14 protein-coding genes are annotated in these 18,103 nt (G+C 69.9%); 8 read left to right on the forward strand and 6 right to left on the reverse strand.

Annotated elements, in window-relative coordinates; genetic code table 11:
- The first annotated feature begins 76 nt into the window (after window positions 1-76).
- Together ACIN94_RS24780 and ACIN94_RS24785 are read left to right on the forward strand one after the other, a co-directional pair.
- Window positions 77-2,539, forward strand: coding sequence for a glycoside hydrolase family 3 C-terminal domain-containing protein (locus tag ACIN94_RS24780; protein WP_400710324.1), 2,463 nt, complete (start codon window positions 77-79; stop codon window positions 2,537-2,539).
- Window positions 2,540-2,630: 91 nt separating this feature from the next.
- Entirely contained in the window at window positions 2,631-4,796 is a 2,166-nt protein-coding gene (locus tag ACIN94_RS24785; RefSeq protein WP_400710327.1) for an ATP-dependent RecD-like DNA helicase, read from the forward strand.
- 23 nt (window positions 4,797-4,819) lie between these two features.
- Here the strand turns inward: ACIN94_RS24785 and ACIN94_RS24790 are convergent, their stop codons facing one another.
- From ACIN94_RS24790 to ACIN94_RS24800, 3 genes are all read right to left on the reverse strand, one after another.
- Entirely contained in the window at window positions 4,820-6,163 is a 1,344-nt protein-coding gene (locus ACIN94_RS24790) for a hypothetical protein (protein WP_400710330.1), read from the reverse strand.
- A gap of 21 nt (window positions 6,164-6,184) precedes the next feature.
- A complete protein-coding gene (locus tag ACIN94_RS24795) occupies window positions 6,185-6,583 on the reverse strand; it encodes a hypothetical protein (protein ID WP_400710333.1) in 399 nt (132 codons plus the stop codon).
- A gap of 152 nt (window positions 6,584-6,735) precedes the next feature.
- Window positions 6,736-7,548 (reverse strand): class I SAM-dependent methyltransferase, encoded by an 813-nt coding sequence (locus ACIN94_RS24800; protein WP_400710336.1) that lies wholly within the window; start codon window positions 7,546-7,548, stop codon window positions 6,736-6,738.
- Between the two features lie 208 nt (window positions 7,549-7,756).
- Between ACIN94_RS24800 and ACIN94_RS24805 the strand changes: the two genes are divergently transcribed.
- Both ACIN94_RS24805 and ACIN94_RS24810 read left to right on the forward strand, forming a co-directional pair.
- Complete coding sequence (locus ACIN94_RS24805; RefSeq protein WP_400710339.1) at window positions 7,757-9,490, forward strand: pyruvate dehydrogenase; 1,734 nt, start codon at window positions 7,757-7,759, stop codon at window positions 9,488-9,490.
- A 329-nt stretch (window positions 9,491-9,819) separates the two neighbouring features.
- Entirely contained in the window at window positions 9,820-10,449 is a 630-nt protein-coding gene (locus ACIN94_RS24810; RefSeq protein ID WP_400710342.1) for a hypothetical protein, read from the forward strand.
- 48 nt (window positions 10,450-10,497) lie between these two features.
- On the opposite strand, the gene kynU is transcribed toward ACIN94_RS24810, so the two are convergent.
- Together kynU and ACIN94_RS24820 are read right to left on the reverse strand one after the other, a co-directional pair.
- A complete protein-coding gene (kynU, locus tag ACIN94_RS24815) occupies window positions 10,498-11,718 on the reverse strand; it encodes a kynureninase (RefSeq protein WP_400710345.1) in 1,221 nt (406 codons plus the stop codon).
- Window positions 11,719-11,801: 83 nt separating this feature from the next.
- Window positions 11,802-12,980 carry a low temperature requirement protein A gene (locus ACIN94_RS24820; protein ID WP_400710348.1) on the reverse strand — a complete coding sequence of 393 codons (1,179 nt, stop codon included), beginning with the start codon at window positions 12,978-12,980 and terminating at the stop codon, window positions 11,802-11,804.
- 385 nt (window positions 12,981-13,365) lie between these two features.
- On the opposite strand from ACIN94_RS24820, the gene ACIN94_RS24825 reads away from it, so the two are divergent.
- Window positions 13,366-14,118, forward strand: a complete 753-nt coding sequence (locus tag ACIN94_RS24825; RefSeq protein ID WP_400710351.1) for a GntR family transcriptional regulator — start codon at window positions 13,366-13,368, stop codon at window positions 14,116-14,118.
- A 130-nt stretch (window positions 14,119-14,248) separates the two neighbouring features.
- Window positions 14,249-14,470, forward strand: a complete 222-nt coding sequence (locus tag ACIN94_RS24830; protein ID WP_400710354.1) for a hypothetical protein — start codon at window positions 14,249-14,251, stop codon at window positions 14,468-14,470.
- 162 nt (window positions 14,471-14,632) lie between these two features.
- Here the strand turns inward: ACIN94_RS24830 and ACIN94_RS24835 are convergent, their stop codons facing one another.
- Complete coding sequence (locus ACIN94_RS24835; RefSeq protein WP_400710357.1) at window positions 14,633-15,955, reverse strand: hypothetical protein; 1,323 nt, start codon at window positions 15,953-15,955, stop codon at window positions 14,633-14,635.
- A gap of 140 nt (window positions 15,956-16,095) precedes the next feature.
- Here ACIN94_RS24835 and ACIN94_RS24840 point away from each other — a divergent pair, with 140 nt between their 5' ends.
- A complete protein-coding gene (locus tag ACIN94_RS24840; protein ID WP_400710360.1) occupies window positions 16,096-16,650 on the forward strand; it encodes a gamma carbonic anhydrase family protein in 555 nt (184 codons plus the stop codon).
- Window positions 16,651-16,673: 23 nt separating this feature from the next.
- Entirely contained in the window at window positions 16,674-18,017 is a 1,344-nt protein-coding gene (locus tag ACIN94_RS24845; RefSeq protein ID WP_400710363.1) for a hypothetical protein, read from the forward strand.
- Window positions 18,018-18,103: the final 86 nt, after the last annotated feature.

Here is an 18,103-nt window from a genome sequence, read left to right on the forward strand (position 1 = left end):
GGCATTGACAGCGCCCATCCGGGCGGCGACGCTGAGACGCATCGGAGAGCGCTCTCCCACAGTGAAGGGAAACCGTGTGAGCATCGACGAGCTCGACCGTCTGGTGGAGAAGCTGGACCTGGAGCGGAAGGTACGGCTGCTCACCGGGGCGACCGTGTGGTCCACCCACGCCGAGCCGGGTATCGGGCTGCGGGCCATGGTCGCCTCCGACGGCCCGGTCGGCGTGCGCGGGGAGGGGTGGGACGAGCGGAGCCCCTCCCTGACCCTGCCCTCGACGACCGCGCTGGCCGCGACCTGGGATGAAGAGCTGGTAGGGCTGCTGGGCGGGCTGCTCGCCGCCGAGGCCCGGCGCAAGGGCGTGCACGTCCTGCTCGCCCCGACGCTCAACCTGCACCGCTCACCGCTCGGCGGGCGCCACTTCGAGTGCTACTCCGAGGATCCCCTGCTGACCGGCCGGATCGGCGCCGCCTGTATCCGCGGCATCCAGGCGGGCGGGGTGGCGGCCACCGCCAAGCACTACGTCGCCAACGACTCCGAGACCGAACGGCTCACCCTCGACGCCCGCGTCGACGAGCAGACCCTGCGCGAGCTGTATCTGGCGCCGTTCGAGGCCGCGGTGGAGGCGGGCGTCTGGGCCGTCATGTCCGCCTACAACGGGGTGAACGGGACCACGATGTCGGAGAGCCCTCTGCTCGCCGACCCGCTCAAGGCGGCGTGGGGGTTCGACGGGGTGGTCGTGTCGGACTGGGGAGGCGTCCGCTCCACCGGCCCCGCGGCCCGCGCCGCGCAGGATCTCGCGATGCCGGGACCGCAGGGCCCCTGGGGAGAGGCGCTGGTCGCCGCGGTACGCGCGGGCGAGGTGCCGGAGGCCGCGATCGACGACAAGGTCCGGCGCCTGCTCCGGCTGGCCTCCCGGGTCGGTTCGCTGGACCTCGGCCTCCCCTCCGACGGTCCCGCCACCTTCCCGGACCCCGCGGAGCGGGCAGATCACGGCCCCGCCCGCGCGCTGCTGCGCCGGGCCGTCGCCGCGAGCACCGTGCTCCTGCGCAACGAGGACGCGCTGCTCCCCCTGGATCCCTCGCGCCTGCACCGGGTCGCCGTGCTCGGGCCGAACGCCGCCACCGTCCGGATCCAGGGCGGCGGCAGCGCGGGCGTGTACCCCATGTCCGTCGTCTCTCCCCTCGACGGCATCCGCGACGCGCTGTCCGGCACGGCGGAGGTGGTCCACTCTCCCGGCGCGCACCTCGACGACCGGCCCACCCCGCTGAGCACGGACAACGCCCGCAACCCCCTGACCGGTGAACCCGGCGTCCTGGTCCGGCTGCTGGACGCCACCGGCGTGGAGGTCCACGCCGAGCACCGGCTGACCGGCCGCATCCTGGAACCGGCGCGGATCGACTCCGCCGCCACCGTCGAGATCCGCGCACTCCTGAGCCCGGAGGTGGACGGCCCCTGGGATCTGGCCGTCGCCGGATGGGGCCGCGTCCTCCTGGAGGCGGACGGCCGCGTCCTGGTCGACGAGGAGGTGGAACGGGACACCGACGACCCCGCCACCGTGCACCTGTCCCCGCCGTACCGGCGCGCCCGCCTCACGATGACCGCGGGCCGGGACGTGGAGCTCGTCTCCCGGCGGCGGCTCGACCCCGGCAGCGGAATCGCCTCGATCCTGGCCGCCGACCCGCCCCGGCGCGGCGACGAGGTGGAGCTGGCCGCCGCAGTCGAGCTCGCCCGGACCTGCGACGCCGTCATCGTCGTGGTCGGCACCACAGAGGAGATCGAGAGCGAGGGCGTCGACCGTGCGCACCTAAATCTGCCGGGGCGCCAGAACGAGCTGGTCCACGCGGTGGCCGCGGCCAACCCGGCCACCGTCGTGGTCGTCAACTCCGGCGGTCCCGTGGTCCTGCCGTGGCGCGAGGAGGTGCCGGCCGTACTCCTGAGCTGGTTCCCCGGGCAGGAGGCCGGACACGGCCTCGCCGACGTCCTGTTCGGCCGTACCGAGCCCGGCGGCCGGCTGCCCACCACCTGGGCCGACCGGGCGCTCGTCTCCACCGTCCCCGAGGACGGGATGCTCGCCTACGCCGAGGGCCTGGACATCGGCTACCGCGCCTGGCTGCGGCAGCCCTCGCCGCCCGCGTACTGGTTCGGGCACGGGCTCGGCTACACGTCCTGGTCCTACGAGAGCCTCTCCGTGCCCGGCGACGCCGTCCTCGACGGCCCGTTCTCCGTCCGGGTACGGCTGCGCAACACCGGCGGGCGCGCCGGGCGCGAAGTCGTCCAGGTCTATCTGTCCCGGCCGGAGACCGGCGTGGCCCGCCCCGCGCGCTGGCTGGCCGGCCACGCTCTGGCCGACGCGGGTCCGGGCGAGGTCGTCGACGTCACGGTGGACATTCCGGCACGGGCCTTCCACCACTGGTCGGCCGGGCATCACGCCTGGCGGGCCGAGGAGGGCGCCTTCACCGTACTCGCCGGACGCTCGGTCGCCGACCTGCCGTTGAGCGGCACGACACTTCTCGGCACGCGGGCGCCGACCCAGCCCTGACCCACCGGAGAACGCTCTCCAACTCGGACTGTCGCCACCGCCGGTTAGTGTCCTGTGATGAGGTATCGCACATGATCCCGGGGAGCGTACGGTGACCGTGCTCGCGCAGCCGTACCTGACGGACCTGGAAGCCTCCGTCGAGCAGCTGGTCTACGTCCGCGAGGACGAATACACGGTCGCGCGGATGAGCGCCGAGGGCATGACCGGGTTCGTCGCCTCGGGCCGCGCGCTGGCCGGGGTGCAGCCGGGCGAGACGCTGCGGCTGGACGGGGAGTGGGACGAGCACCCGCGCCACGGCAGCCGCCTGGTGGTCAGACGGTGCGAGCGGGTGGTCCCCTCCACCGTGCGCGCCATCACGCTGTACCTCGGCTCGGGCCTGATCCGCGGGATCGGGCCGCGGCTCGCCCACGCCGTCGTCAGCCATTTCGGCCAGGAGACGCTCACGGTCATCGACACCGAGCCGGAGCGCCTGCTGGAGGTCGTCAACATCGGCGCCGCGCGGCAGGCGCAGATCGTCCAGGCATGGGCGGAGCAGAAGGAGGTCGCCGCGCTGATGGTCGTCCTGCAGGGCTTCGGGATCAGCCCGCTGCTCGCGGCCAAGATCTACCAGGTGTACGGCGACGGCTCGCGCGACGTCCTGCTCTCCGATCCGTACCGGCTGATCGGCCAGGTCAGGGGGATCGCCTTCCACACCGCCGACCGGATCGCGCTGCGCTCGGGGGTGCCGGAGCACAGCCCGCAGCGGATCAGGGCGGCGATCCTGGACAGGCTGGAGGTGGCGGCGGCCCGCGACGGGCACTGCTTCCTGCCGCTGCCCGCCCTCGTCGCCGCGGCGGCGAGCCTGGTCGAGCAGGAGGAGGACCTGATCCGCCAGGCGGTCGACGCGCTGGCCGCCGAGCGCCGGGTGGTCGCCGAGGCATCGCCGGCCGACCCGGACCAGACGGTGGTGTACGCCAAGGAGCAGCACGGCCGCGAGGTCGCGCTGGCCGCGCACCTGGCCAGGCTCTGCCTGGCCCGCTCGACGCTGCCGCTGCGCGCGTTCGTGGAGGACGAGGGGCTGGACGAGGACCAGCGGGCGGCCGTGAACCTGGCGCTGACCAGCACCGTGTCCGTCCTGACCGGCGGTCCCGGCTGCGGCAAGAGCCACACGCTGAAGGTGATCGCGGCGACCGTGCGGGCGATGGGTGGCACCGTGACCCTGACCGCGCCGACGGGCAAGGCGGCCAAGCGCCTGTCGGAGCTCACCGGTCTGCCCGCGATGACCGTGCACCGGATGCTCGCCCAGCAGCCGGAGCCGGAGGAGGGCGCCCTGTTCCAGCAGTCTCCCGCGGAGGCGGACCTGGTCGTGGTGGACGAGGCGTCGATGCTGGACCTGCAGCTGGCCACCCGGCTGACGGCCGCGATCCCGGCGGGGAGCCACCTGCTGCTGGTCGGCGACAGTGACCAGCTCCCCAGCATCGGGCCCGGCAACGTGCTGGCCGACCTGCTGCGCGTGGAGGAGATCCCTCGTATCCGGCTGTCCCGCGTCTTCCGGCAGGCGCAGGACAGCGGGATCGTCCAGGCCGCCCACCGGATCCGGGCGGGTGAACTGCCCGCGCTGCCCGGCCGGGGCGGCTTCTGGTTCGAGGAGCTCGACGATCCCGACCAGGTGGCCGAACGGGTGGTCCACCTGGCCACGGAGGCGATCCCCCGCAAGCAGAACATCGGCGCGGACCAGGTCCAGGTGCTGTGCCCGATGCGTAAAGGCGCGGCGGGAACGGCGGAGCTCGGCCGCAGGCTGCAGGAGCGGCTGAACCCCGCGCGCGAGGGCGCGGCCGAGCACTGGTCGGGGCCCTCGGTCTTCAGGGCGGGCGACCGCGTCATGCCGATCCGCAACAACTACGACAAGGGCGTGTTCAACGGAGAGACCGCCACGGTCACGGCGGTGAACCCGCAGGACCGGCTGATCGAGATCCGCACCGACGACGGGCAGAGCGTGGAGTACACCTTCGGCGAGCTGGACGAGCTGACCCACGCCTACGCGATCAGCGTGCACCGCTCCCAGGGCAGCGAGTATCCGTTCGTGGTGGCGCCGATCGTGGCCGAGGCCGGAGGCGTGATGCTGCGCCGCAGGCTGCTGTACACGCTGGTCACCAGAGCGAAGGCGTGGGTGGTCCTCGTCGGCCGGCGCGAGGCGCTGGAACTGGCGGTGCACCGGCTCGGCCACCGCAGGAACACCGGCCTGGCCCTCCGGCTCACCCTGAGCCTGAAGGGCTGACAGGTGCCGGTCAGGGCTGGGCGCTATCCGATCCTGTCGTTGACGATGCCCTCGTAATCTCCGGCCCACACGTCGTCGTCCTCCTTCAGCCAGGTCTGGGTCTCCTGTTCCTGCCCGTCCTGGCCTGCGCCGCCGCCCCCCATGCCTCCCAGGGGGAAGGGCGTGCCGCCCATGCCGTTCGCCCCGGCGGCGCGCATGCCGACCGCATTGGCCGGGCCGCCGGTTCCCCCGGAACCGCCCATGGAGGAAGGCGACCCTGTCTGCGGTGTCGCGGTGGTCGTTGGAGCGCCGGTGGGGTTCGGCGTGGCCGTGGAGTACGGGCCAGCCGTGGAGTACGGGCCGGCCGTGCTGTCGAACGCGGAAGGCCGCTGGAGCTCGGCGAGATTGGTGGACCGCGGGTCGTCGACCCCGAGCCCCCCGGTGGGGTCCGTCAGGCTCTTGGCCGGGTCCGTCAGACCCCCGGCGGGATCCGTCGGACCAGCGGCGGGGCCCGTCAGACCCTTTGCCGGGTCCGTCAGGCTCCCGGTGGGGTCCGTCGGGCGCTTGGCCGGGTCCAGGACGTCCCGGGCAGGGTCCGTGCCGTCGGGGGCCGCCGGATTCCGCTGCCCAGGCAGGTCGTTCCCGGAGAGGTCCGGCTTCCCACCCCCCTGCGGGCCAGCGCCTGTAGGGGGGTGATCCGATCCGTTCAGATCGCCCACGTTCGGCCCGGCGTAAGGTCCCGCGCTCGGATGGCCTCCCGCACCGGAAGGCCCTCCGTAGGAGCCTCCGGTGGGAAAGTGCGTCGGCTTGAAGTTCATGTCCGGAGTGGCCGACGGATCAATTCGCGGAAGTTCCTTGCGCACCGTGTCGGGGAGCAGGTCGTGCCATTTCTTCACTTCCGCGTTGAAATTCTGAAGATGTTCCTTCGCGAGGTCGTTCTCCGACCCCCACCGCACGCCGTCGCTCTTGGTGTTGTAGAAGCCGGGGATATCGTCATCCCAGGTCACACCGCCGGTGTCCCACGACCACGCGCCACCGTAGTCCCTGAACTCAGGGATGACTTTGCCGAGCGACTCAAGGGGGCGTCCCATCTGGTTGCCCTTGTTCGACAGCTCGCGGACCGTCGCGTGGATGTATCTCAGCGCCGTCTGAGCCTCGACCGAGGCCCTGTCCCCCCAGCACAGAGCCATGGCACGGCTGACGTCCTCAATCGCCATCCTGCACTCCGCCAGCAGCGAACACGCGTCCAGATAAGCGTTTCCGGCCTTCTCGATCGCGCGAGCGTCCAGCCCCTCAATGATCCGCTTGACCCTGGCAACGGGCTGGGCACCATTGACGCTGAAATCGCCATCGACCTTGATGACGTGCGTTTCCTTGGAGATGTCCATGCCGACGCCCCTCCGGTAGGTCTACTTTCCGTCTCCGCCACCGTTGGCGACCGCGGCGCCGTCGTAAACACCAGCCCCGGCGTTGATCAGTGTGATCGCGGCCCTGAGCTTCTCAATGCTCTGCCCGTACACATGCGTGAATTTCGTGTGCCCGTTCTCCAGAGAACCGAAGAAGACCTCGCCCGCTTCCCAGTCCGCGACCGCGGCCCGCATCCCCGCGACATTGGTGCGGTTGGTCAGGTCGCTGAGGGAACCTTTCTCGACCCCTTCGAGCCGATCCAGGACGTTCTGAAGCTCCCGCGCGAGGTTCTTGAGCTTGTCGGTGTTGTGTTCGATCTCGTCCTTCTTGGGATCCAGCCCCGGCCATGAGGCCTCAAGCCAGTCGCTTCCCTCGGCAAGACGCGCATCGGGATCCGCCATAGTGCACCTCCACACGGCCACTCAGGCATACGCGGTATCGGCTCACGTCGCCCCCCTTACCGGCATCCTCGCGGGGCGCCCCAACGCCCAGGTTTCTGCGGCACCGATTGATCACGGAGCCTACTCGAACCGGGCTAAGCCGTACAGAACCGTCAGCCACCACCGGGTCTGCGAGCCAGGACCGAGTGGACGGTGAACGAGATCGCCCTGAACCCCGGGTCGGCCATGACCGCCCGGACGTCCCCGAGCTGGGGCCGGGTCATACCCGCTTCCAGGAAGTGCCTCTCCAGATGGAGGCTGTTGCTGGTGAGCAGGCCGATCCCGGCGGATCCGGGACCCCACACCTCGATCCGGCACACCGGGTCGACGTCGACCAGGCCCGCCTCGCTCATCGCCTGCGCGACGGATCCGCCCCAGGTCGGATCGCTGCCTGCGGCGCCCAGCACCCGGGCCATGGCGGCGATGTAGGTCTCGTACAGCTCACGTGCCCGCCGGTCGGAGGTGAGCAGCGGCGACCAGTGGCTGATGTCGACCTCGTCGATCTGGAGCCGGCCACCCGGCCGCAGCGCGGCACGCAGGCGCTCCAGCACCCGCTGCCGCTCGGGCAGATGACTCAGCACGAGCCGCGCGTGGATCAGGTCGAACGCGCCGGAGGGCAACGGGTCGTTCACGATGTCGTGCCTGGCGACGGTGAGTCCGGGGCGGGCCGGGATGAGGCCGGGCTTGATGTCGGTGGCCAGCACGCGGCCGGTCGGCGCCACCCGCTCGGCCAGCCACAGGGCCACGCTGCCGCCCCCGGCTCCGACCTCCAGACAGTTCCAGCCATCGGTGACGCCGGTCTGCCCAAGCCGTTCGAACGTGAGGGGATCGAGGAGTTCGGCCAGGTAGCGGTGCTGGTCAGCGGAGTGTGCCCCGTCATTGTCGAAGACATACTCGGACGTGATCGCAGAGTTCTGCCCGGTCACGCACTTCCTTCCATAGAAACGTACGGCTTGCCTTCGATGGTAAATGACTACCCTCCGAAATCAAGCGATTCCTCCAAGTGAGCTGGAGCCCCTACTCTGCCGGACCGGAGCCGGTGAGGTCTCCCGGGATCCGGTCGGCCACATGTCGAAGGAGTGACCCGGCCAAATCCGGTGAGGTACCTCATAGCCTGATGAAGGAGGGGGAACGATGGGTAGCGTCGCCGAACAGTTCATCGAGGTCCTGCGCCAGGCGGGGGTGGAGCGGGTCTACGGGGTGGTGGGTGACAGCCTGAATCCTGTCGTGGACGCGATCCGCAAGACCGCCGGCATCGAATGGGTTCACGTGCACAACGAGGAGGCCGGTGCGTTCGCCGCCGCGGCCGAGGCTCAGGTCACGGGCTCTCTGGCGGTCTGCGCGGGAAGCTGCGGCCCCGGCAACACCCATCTGGTCCAGGGACTGTACGACGCCAACCGCAGCGGCGCGCCGGTGCTCGCGCTGGCCTCGCACATCTCCAGCGCGCAGATCGGCACGGGATTCTTCCAGGAGACCCACCCCGAGCGCCTGTTCGTGGAGTGCAGCGACTTCTGCGAGATGATCAGTACGGCTGAGCAGATGCCCCGGGTGCTGCGTACCGCCGTCCAGCACGCGATCGGCCACAGCGGCGTCGCGGTCGTGGTGCTCCCCGGCGACGTGGCAGGCATGCCGACCAGACACGAGACGGGCACCCACGCGTTTCTCACCCGTCAGGGCACGGTCCAGCCCTCCGCCGAGCAGGTGACGGAGCTGGCCGCGGCGCTGAACGGCGCGGAGAAAGTCATGCTCTTCTGCGGCGCCGGGACGCGCGAGGCGCACGCGGAGGTCATGTCGCTGGCCGCGCGCACCCTGGCACCGGTCGGGCACGCGCTGCGCGGCAAGGAATGGATCCAGTACGACAACCCGTACGACGTGGGGATGAGCGGGCTGCTCGGATACGGCGCGTGCTACGAGGCCATGCGCCAGGCCGACCTGGTGGTGCTTCTCGGCACCGACTTCCCCTACGACGACTTCCTGCCGGGCAGCCACACGGTTCAGATCGACCACGACCCCGGGCGGCTGGGCCGCAGGACCCCGCTGGAGCTGGCCGTGCACGGCGATGTCCGCGAGACGCTGATCAGGGTGCTGCCCCAGGTCGCGCAGAAGGCGGACCGGCGCTATCTCGACAAGATGCTCTCCAGGCACGTGAAGGCGCTGGACAACGTCGTGAACGCCTACACCGGCGACATCGAGCACCACACGCCGATCCACCCGGAGTACGTGGCGAACATCGTGGACGAGCTCGCCGCCGACGACGCGGTGTTCACCGTGGACACCGGCATGTGCAACGTCTGGGCGGCGCGTTACATCACGCCCAATGGCCGGCGCCGGGTCGTCGGCTCCTTCAGGCATGGGAGCATGGCCAACGCCCTTCCGCACGCCATCGGCGCGCAGTCCGCCGATCCCGGGCGGCAGGTCGTGTCGCTCTCCGGCGACGGCGGCCTGGGCATGCTCCTCGGTGAGCTCCTCACCGTCCGGATGCACGACCTGCCCGTCAAGATCGTGGTGTTCAACAACTCCGCGCTCGGCATGGTGAAGCTGGAGATGCTGGTCGACGGGCTCCCCGACTTCGGCACCGACCTGGCCCGCGTCGACTACGCGGCGATCGCCGCCGCGATCGGGCTGGGCTCGGTCCGGGTTGAGCAGCCCTCGGACGTCCGCGAGGCGCTGACCGTGGCCTTCGCGTCGCCCGGGCCGTACCTGGTGGACGTGGTCACCGACTCCGATGTGCTCTCCATTCCGCCGCGCATCACCGCGAGGCAGATCAAGGGGTTCGCGCTGGGGGCGGGCAGAACCGTGCTGGCCGGCGGCGTGGGACGGATGATCGACATGGCCCGGGCGAACCTGCGGAACATCCCGCGCCCCTGACGCCTGCCGGGTACGGCGAGCCGTCTGGGTGAGCAGGCGGGAGCGCCGGTGGGACGATCTCCACCGCGACCGGGGGTAGACCTCTTTTTCACCCACGCTTTCCCCGCTAGGTGGATTCCGGAGCGGCGTGGCGTCATTGGACCACTTATCGCGACTGCGAGCATCTCTGCTGTCACATTGAGTCGATCAGCGGATGGGCGCGGGCCGCATTCCGGCCAGCGAGTCAGCTGTGGCTGCGGACCGCGTTCCAAAAGGACCGGTATTTCCATGTTCGCACCCAACACCCCAGTCACGCCCCCCGGCCGAAGAGGCGTTGGCCAGTGAACGGCATGACGACACTGACCCTGGTCGGCTCTCTCTCCGTCGCCCTCTCCTCGTCCGCTGTCGCATACCCGGCCGACAACGACTCGCCCAGCGCGGCGGTCGCCCCCGACGAGACACCGGCCAGCAGCGCCACCCCCACCCCGTCACTCCGGGAGGAGGCCGCCAAGATGTGCCGGCCCAAATTCTTTTTCCGGATCAATTCCTTCAAGCCAAGAAATTTCTTCGTTCCCCGTACGCATTTCATCGACGGCCCCGGCGGCACGATGACGGCAACGGTCAAACGGCAGCACCGTGTTTACTTCGAGATTGAATTAGAAAAGGAGAAGCAGATCGAGATCAGCAAGGACGCCCTGCTCCGCCGGCTGAAGAACAATTTCAACCCCCTGGTCGCGGAAGAGCTCATCGTCGAGACCGGGCACGACTACGCGCAGCAGATCACCCCCGGAATGTACGGCAACATGTGGTACCGCGTCTTCGGCTACAGGGTGGGCTTCTCCGCGTGGCGGAGGGTCAGCGACTGCGGCTCGCACAAGGTCACCACCGGGATAGCCAGCGTTCCCGCGCGGGTGGAGGGCTGGAAATACTGGGAGACCAAGCATCCGATGTACAAGGGCCGCCCACTGTCCAAGCGGTAGGGGACACCGATCCTCAGGTGCGGGTTCCATCGCGCGGGACGCCGAGTCTCAGGTGACGGCCAGGCGCTGCCGGTACCGCTCGTCGCGCCAGTGCTCCTTCTCCAGCACCTCGGTCAGGGTGGCGACCGCGTCGTAGACGTCGACGGAGCGGATGTAGAGCGGAGCGAAACCGAAACGCAGGATGTCCGGAGCCCGGAAGTCGCCGTGGACGCCACGGTCGATCAGGGCGCGCATGACCGGATAGCCCTCGGGGTGACGGAGACTGACCTGGCTGCCGCGGCGCTCCGGATCACGGGGAGTGACCAGTTCGAGGCCGTACGGCCCGTGGAGTTTCTCCACCAGATCAATGAAAAGTGAGGTCAGCGCCACGCTCTTGGCCCGGACCTGATCCAGGTCCGCCCGCTCCCAGATGTCCAGTGACGCGTTGAGCGGGGCGAAGGACAGCACGTGGGGGGTGCTGACGGTGAAACGCCGGATGCCCTCGGCGGGGCGGTAGCTCGGCTCGAACGCGAACGGCGCCGCGTGGCCGTGCCAGCCGGTCAGCATGTGCTCGGCCTCGGCGTGGTGACGCGGATGGACGTAGATGAACGCGGGGGATCCCGGGCCGGCGTTGAGGTATTTGTAGGTGCATCCGACCGCGAAGTCGGCCGCCGACATGTCGACCGGGAAGGCGCCGGCGCTGTGGCACAGGTCCCAGATCATCAGCGCGCCCGCCGCCTGGACCCGCGCGGTCACCGCGGCGGTGTCGTGGCGTTCGCCGGTCCGGTAGTCCACCTCCGACAGCAGCACGCACGCGACGTCGTCCGCCAGGGCCTCGTCGAGGACCCCGATGTCGCGGATCTCGTAACCGCCCAGTGCCCTGGCCAGGCCTTCGACCATGTAGCGGTCGGTCGGGAAGTTGGCCGTGTCAGAGATGATCACCCGGCGGTCCGGGCGGAGCCCCAGGGCGGCCGAGACGGCCTTGACGATCGCGATCGAGGTGGTCTCGCCCACCGCGACCTGACCCGGGCCCACGCCGATCAGCGGAGCCAGGCGGTCGCCGGTGGTCAGTGGCAGGTCGAACCAGCCGGCGGAGTTCCAGCCGCCGACCGCCTGGCGGCCCCACTCCTCCATGACCCGCGCCGTCGCGGCCGAGGCGGCTCTGGGCAGCGCTCCGAGCGAGTTTCCGACCAGATAGATCGTGTCGTCGGGCAGGACGAACTCGTCCCTGAGGTGCTTGAGGGGATCGCCCGCATCGAGGGCGAGGCAGTCCGCGCGGCTGATGGTCACGGATCATCTCCAGGTTAGGTCCTTACCGGTCCCCCCATCATCCGGCATCGGCACGGTCAGGTCACGGGCAGGCCGGGCGGACCTCAGATGTCGTCCTGGATGAGCTCGACGGTGAAGACGGCACCGATCATGATCAGGGCGGTCAGGACCAGCGGCACGAGAGTGAACAGGGTGAGCAGCACCAGCAGGGCCGCCAGCAGGTAGGTGGCACTGCGGGCGGAGCGGAGACAGCGGGGCCGGATGTGCAGGGCCCAGACGCTGAGCAGGAAGACGGTGACCGGAACCACGGCGGTCGCGCCGAGGAGCATCGTGCTGAGGTCCATCAGGCCGGGGAACCTGGAGCCGACGACCCGGTAGTCGACGATCACCGCGAGCCCGGCGCCGAAGGCGGCGATCGAGGAGAGGACAAAGTAGTAGCCGTAGCTCCAGAGAAAGACGGAGCGGTTGTCCTGCGGAAAACGGTGGGCGGGCCGGCCGTGGTAGAGCCACCACATCGAGCAGACGACAACGATGCCGCTTACGCAGCTGAGGACCAGACTGCGGACGGAGGCTCCCGGCACCATCACCGACTTGATCGTGATCGTCAAGGCGAGCACCGTCCCGCCCAGCACGATCATGGTGAAGAGCGCGTAACGCTCGGCGATGTGCTGCGGGTGCCAGGGGAGGGGCCGCCCGTGGACGGCCCACCACGGGATGGCGAGCTCCACCGCCGCGAGCACGACGAACGTGATCCAGCTCCACGGCGCGGGAATCGCGAGACGGGCGATCCAGAGGAGCTGCACGACGGTGACGCCCACGGCGAAACGCAGAGCCGCGGGGCGCACGTCAGGGTTGGCGACCGCCGCGCGGAGCCACTGGCCGACCATGGCGAAACGCATGATCGCGTAGCCGGTCACGGCGATGCCGACATGCCCCTCGAAGGCCTCCGACACCCCCACGGCGAGCACCAGTGCCCCGGCCATCTGCACAAAGGTGGAGATCCGGTAGATCGTGTCGTCGTTGTCGAAGGCGCTCGTGAACCACATCCAGTTGGCCCACGCCCACCAGATGGCAGAGAACACCGCCGCGTAACCCACCACACCCTGCGGCAGATGGCCGTCGATGATCGAGCGGTACAGGCTCGTCACCGCCTGCCCCACCGCGACCACGGAGACAAGGTCGAAGAGGAGTTCCAGCGAGGTGACGGAGCGGTGCTGCTCGTGGGGGTCCCGGATGGGCATCACGCTGAAGCGCCAGACATGACCGGTGGGCTGAACGCTCATGACATGAGCCCCCTGGAGACGTGCGGTGCTCGTAGCGATTTCCTCATGCAGGGCGCATGAGCCACCACTTCCGTAGTATAGAAATTCGCGCACCACGCCCGGGCAAGCCTTCCGCCTCGGTGCTTCGATCTCGACATCATCGCTCCATGCAAGATGCACGGCGCACATGGGAAATGTCGTCGTCACCCGTCGATGGTGGGCCGGGCGAATAGCGGCTGGGATCATCCCACAGTAACGGCCCGGGAAAACTCCCGAGGATCGCCACACAAGCACGATCCTCTCAAAATAAGCACGGGACCAACCTCTGCATCTGTGCGATCGTGGACAAGACGGGGCAAGTTCTCTGGAGACGCCAAACCCGGTTGGTGACAGAGGGTGATCAAACGTGCAGCAATCCCCGGTTCCTCCCGAGCCCCCGATCTATCGGCGCATAGCCGACGGGCTTCGCAGAGCGATCCTGTCCAGCGAGCTCCGAGACGGGGACCGGCTTCCGGGCGAGAACGCCCTGATGGCGCAGTACGGCATAGCCCGGGCGACCGCCAGACAGGCGCTGTCCGTACTCATCAACGAAGGACTGGCCGTGCCCAAACGCGGCTCGGGAGTCTACGTCCGGCAGTTCCGGCCGATCAGGCGGCACGGCTCGCGACGGCTCTCCCGGGAACAGTGGGGGCAGGGGCAGGCGATCTGGGAGTCGGACACCACAGGCCGCTCCTACACCGTGGACAACGTCACCATCGACAGGGAGATCGCAGGGGACCCCGTGGCCCGGGTCCTGAACAGCGCCGAGGTGTGGATACGACGCCGGCGCTACTCGGTGGACGGCAGGCCGGTCCAGCTGTCCGTCTCCCACTTCCCCGCCGTCCTGGTGGAGAACACCGCGATCACGCGACACGACACCGGGCCGGGGGGCGTCTACGCGCGCCTGGGCGACCTCGGTCACGCTCCCGCGCACTTCAGTGAGGAGATACGCGCCCGCATGCCCCATCCCCACGAGACCGTCCAGCTCGATCTTCCGGCCGGCACCCCGGTCATCGTGATCGGCCGGGTCGCCTATACCGAGGGCGGCGTCCCGGTGGAGGTCAACGAGATGATCCTCGACGCCGCATCTTATGTACTTCAGTACGACTTCGACTCATAGATCAAGCCCGTCCGTCAGCCGATAGGTTGACCTGTCCCTCACGATCATTGATTTCTCTAGAGAAGTGCCGCATCTTCGGAGGTGGAACGTCACACAGGCGGGTCTGGGCGCGGGGAAGGTGCATACGTAGATGTCATTCGACCGGCATCTGGCGGAAATCGCCCGGGAGTTCCCCGACTGGACGATCTGGCGGAGTGACGCGGGTCGATGGTGGGCCACCCGCCATCACCCGCTGACCATCGCCCAGCGTGAGGCCGGCTGCGCGATGACCATCGACGCGGACGAGCCGGAAGGACTGCGGGAGCAGTTACGTGACCAACAGGACCGTTCCGACCGGAGGGATTCCTGGTAGCCGCCCGGTGCCCGGGTCAGCGGATCTCACGCGGCTCCGGCACCGGGCCCCCAGTCGCGGAAGCCCTCGACCCTATCGGGGGCGGGGGCTTCCGCCTGCTTTCAGCCGCCGAGCCGCCTTGGCATGGCGTCCGGGTGACGCACCGGGCGACGGGCACCTCCGTCACTTGCGCACGGCGTACTCGCCGTCTTCCCTTTCCTCGTCGGGCCGGCCCCGGTTCATGCCAGCGTCGTCGACGACCTCGGCGCGGTGACCGCCGGAGAAGCGCGCGTTTCCGCCCTCGTCCTCGTCGTCCACGATCACACGGACGGCCTCGACATCGGCCTCGACGCCCGGCCCCGGGTAGGCGTCGGCCCTGACGCCCGGCTCGGCATAGGCGTCGGCCCCAGTACCCGGCCCGGCGTAGACATCGGGCCTGACGCCCGGCTCGGCGTAGACATCCGCCCCGGTGTCCGGCCTGGCGTAGACATCGGCCCCGGTAGCCGGCGCGGACTCGACACCGGACTCGGCGTCGAGCGCCGTCTCGGATCCGTGCTCGGGCCCGGCGGTCACGGAGGCCGGGACGACGGCTCCCGTGACGACGGCCGTGGGGGCGGGATCCGGCTGGGCGGGAGCCGGCGGGAGCACGGCGGCCTCGTCGATCAGCGCTCCGGCGGCGTTCTCGCGGTGGATCAGATCCCCCAGCACGGTGCCCATCTCGGTGAGACGGCGCATGACCTCGCGGTGGGTGTCGGTCAGGTAGGCGACCCTCCGGCCGGCCGTCTCGTCCAGGACCGTGGAACGCTGCTGGGCCGACGTCAGCATGGAGTGCGCCTCGGCGTTGGCCGAGGAGACGGTCGACTCGGCCTCGGCCCTGGCACTGCCCAGCGTGGCCGCGGCCTCCGTCCGGGCGCTCTCAAGCGTCCGCTCCGCCTCGTTCCTGGCCGAGGTGACCAGCCGGTCGGCCTCGGTGCGGGCGCCGCGCAGGGTCTCGTCGGACTCGATGCGGGCCGCGTTGAGGGTCTCCTCGGCATCATCACCGGCCTGGGCGAGCATCTGCTCGGCAGCGGCGGTGGCCTCGGCGACCCGGCGCTCGGCCTCCTGCTGGGCGGCGTTCATGATGCCCTCGGCCCGCTCCAGCGCGGAGTTGACGAGCCGCTGGGCCTCATCGGCGGCGTGTTCACGCAGCTTGCCGGCCTCGGCCTCGGCGACCTGCTTCTTGGAGGATGCCTCCTCCTCTCCCAGCTTCAGGATCTGGCTGAGCCGCTGGCCGAGCTCGTCATAGTCTTGCGGAGCGTCGGAAAGTCTCCGCCGGGCCTCGGCCAGCTCGATCCGGCTCTGCTCGACCTGCCCGATCGACCGCGCGAGCCGTTCCTCCAGATCGCGGATCTGGTTCCGGTTGCGGTTCATGTAGTCGTGAACCTGGCGACGGTTGTAACCGCGCATGACGACCTCGAACGAGTCTTCATGCATCAGATCGGGAAAGCTCTCGTGCTGGTTTGTCATGGCACTGCCCGTGGAGGTTGTGTGGCGGGAAAGGAGACGTCAGGACACGACTTTCCTGGTTACCGCCCAAGTCCGCAACCGGAACGCGTGACCTGCTTGCGGAAATATCGGACAACCTCACTCCCCGTAACATCAATCGCATGGACGCCATCCCCTATATCGCCGCCCTCGACGGGGGCGCGGTCCCCCAGATCCATCCCCAGGCCTACGTCGCCCCCGGCGCGGTGGTCGTCGGCCGGGTACGGCTCGGCCGTGCCGCGAACGTCTGGTACGGCGCGGTCCTGCGGGGAGACGACGAGATCATCGAGGTCGCCGAGGAGTGCAACATCCAGGACCTGTGCTGCCTGCACGCCGATCCCCGCGAGCCCGCCGTACTGGAACCCCGGGTCAGCCTGGGCCACAAGGCCATGGTGCACGGCGCCCATGTGGAGACCGGCGCGCTCATCGGCATCGGCGCCATCGTGCTCGGCGGGGCCCGGATCGGCGCGGGCTCGCTCGTCGCGGCCGGCGCCCTGGTGGGGCCGGGCAAGAAGATCCCGGCGGGGGTGCTCGTCGCGGGCGTTCCCGGGAAGGTGGTCCGCGAGCTGACCGACGACGACCGTGCCTCCTTCGCCCGCACCCCCGACAACTACATGGCCAAGGCCGAGCGGCACAGGGCCGCGACCGCCGTCCCCGAGGAGCCGACGGGCCGCTGACGCGCCGGGAGGCGGTGGGTAACATGACCGCCGTGCGGCAGTGGGACTGTTTCGACACCATGGAGAGCGATGTGCGCACCATGGTCGCCGACCATCGGTGGACGGCGCTCGCGCTGCCCGCGCGCGCGCAGGCCATCGCGCTGCGTACTCTCACCACCCCGGACGGCGGACGCTGGCTGTTCGGGGCGCGCGCCCGGTGGTACCGGCAGGATCCCGCCGACGGTCTCTGGTACCTGGCCGCCCCACCGGCCGATCCGGGCTTCCGCGCGGCGGCGCGCGTCGCCCACGCCACCTCGATGATCCCGATGAACCTGGTCCCGGCCGGTCCCGACTTCGCCGCGGACCGAGGGTCGGTGCAGGGGTTCGTCGGCCCGGACGTGCCCCCCGAGATCACCGAGCGGGTCCGTGAGCTGGTGATCGCCCAGCGGGGAAGGCACAGGGAGGACTTCCCGCTCACCGGGCCGTTCACCGGGCTCTTCGCCGGAGAGGTGGCCAGCCCGGTCGCCGCGATCTGGGGCACGCTCATGTGGTGCGCCTACGCCCCGGCCTTCGACGGCAACGAGGTGCTGCTGTCAATGTTCGGCGAGTTCCTGGCCCGCCCGCTGCCCGGTGACGACTGGGTCCGGTGGCTGCCCGCGGTCGCACTGGACGACCTGGTGGCGCTGTACGGCGAGCGGGTCAGGGCGGGTCATCCCGAGGCCGGTCTGCGGCTGGTCGCACTGATGGCCGACACCGCCGACGCGGTCCGCGCCGATCGGCGGTTCCGTCCCCGGGCCGACGCCCTGCTGGCCATGGTGGAGCCGGTGCTCCGCCGTACCGGTCCCGACCCCTCCGTCGCCCACCACGGTGACGACGCCGTACGGCGGGCGTGGCTGTCCCGATGCCCGGCCCATGTGACGCTGCCGGACTCCTCGCCGGCGGAGCACTTCCAGCACGTGGTCTACGACCTGGTGCAGGCCCTGGGGTTCCTCGTGCCGAAAGGCGCCGACCCCCGGGCGGTGGCGGCCTCGCTGCTCGCCGCCGACCTGACCGCCTCCGCCCCCAGGGCGGCCGACGCGCTCTACCCGTGGCTGGACCCGGAGCTGCGGCACATCCTCCACGTGGTGCTCATCGACCCGTCACACCCGCTGCGGGGATGCTGGCCGCGCTCCGGCGAGCTGCCCTACGCGCTGCATCCGCCGGACCGGGCCTCGGCGGCGGCCCTGTTGGGGGCCGCCTACGCCACCGGACTCGCATGGTGCCGCCTCAGCGGGACCACGGTGCCGGACCGGGGGTTCGCCACCGCTTCGGCGCTCGTGCGCTGTCTGGCGTACGAGCGCGACGACCCGGTCCCGGGCATATCAGGGGCCTTCCCCCGCCATTTCTGACACATATCGTCATGCCAAATACACAAATGAAGTTATCTTTCTTTACCGCCCCGGTACCTCGAAATCTTCTCAAGCATCAGGCGATT

It is taken from the genome of Streptosporangium sp. NPDC087985 (assembly GCF_044741965.1).
Taxonomy (GTDB): domain Bacteria; phylum Actinomycetota; class Actinomycetes; order Streptosporangiales; family Streptosporangiaceae; genus Streptosporangium.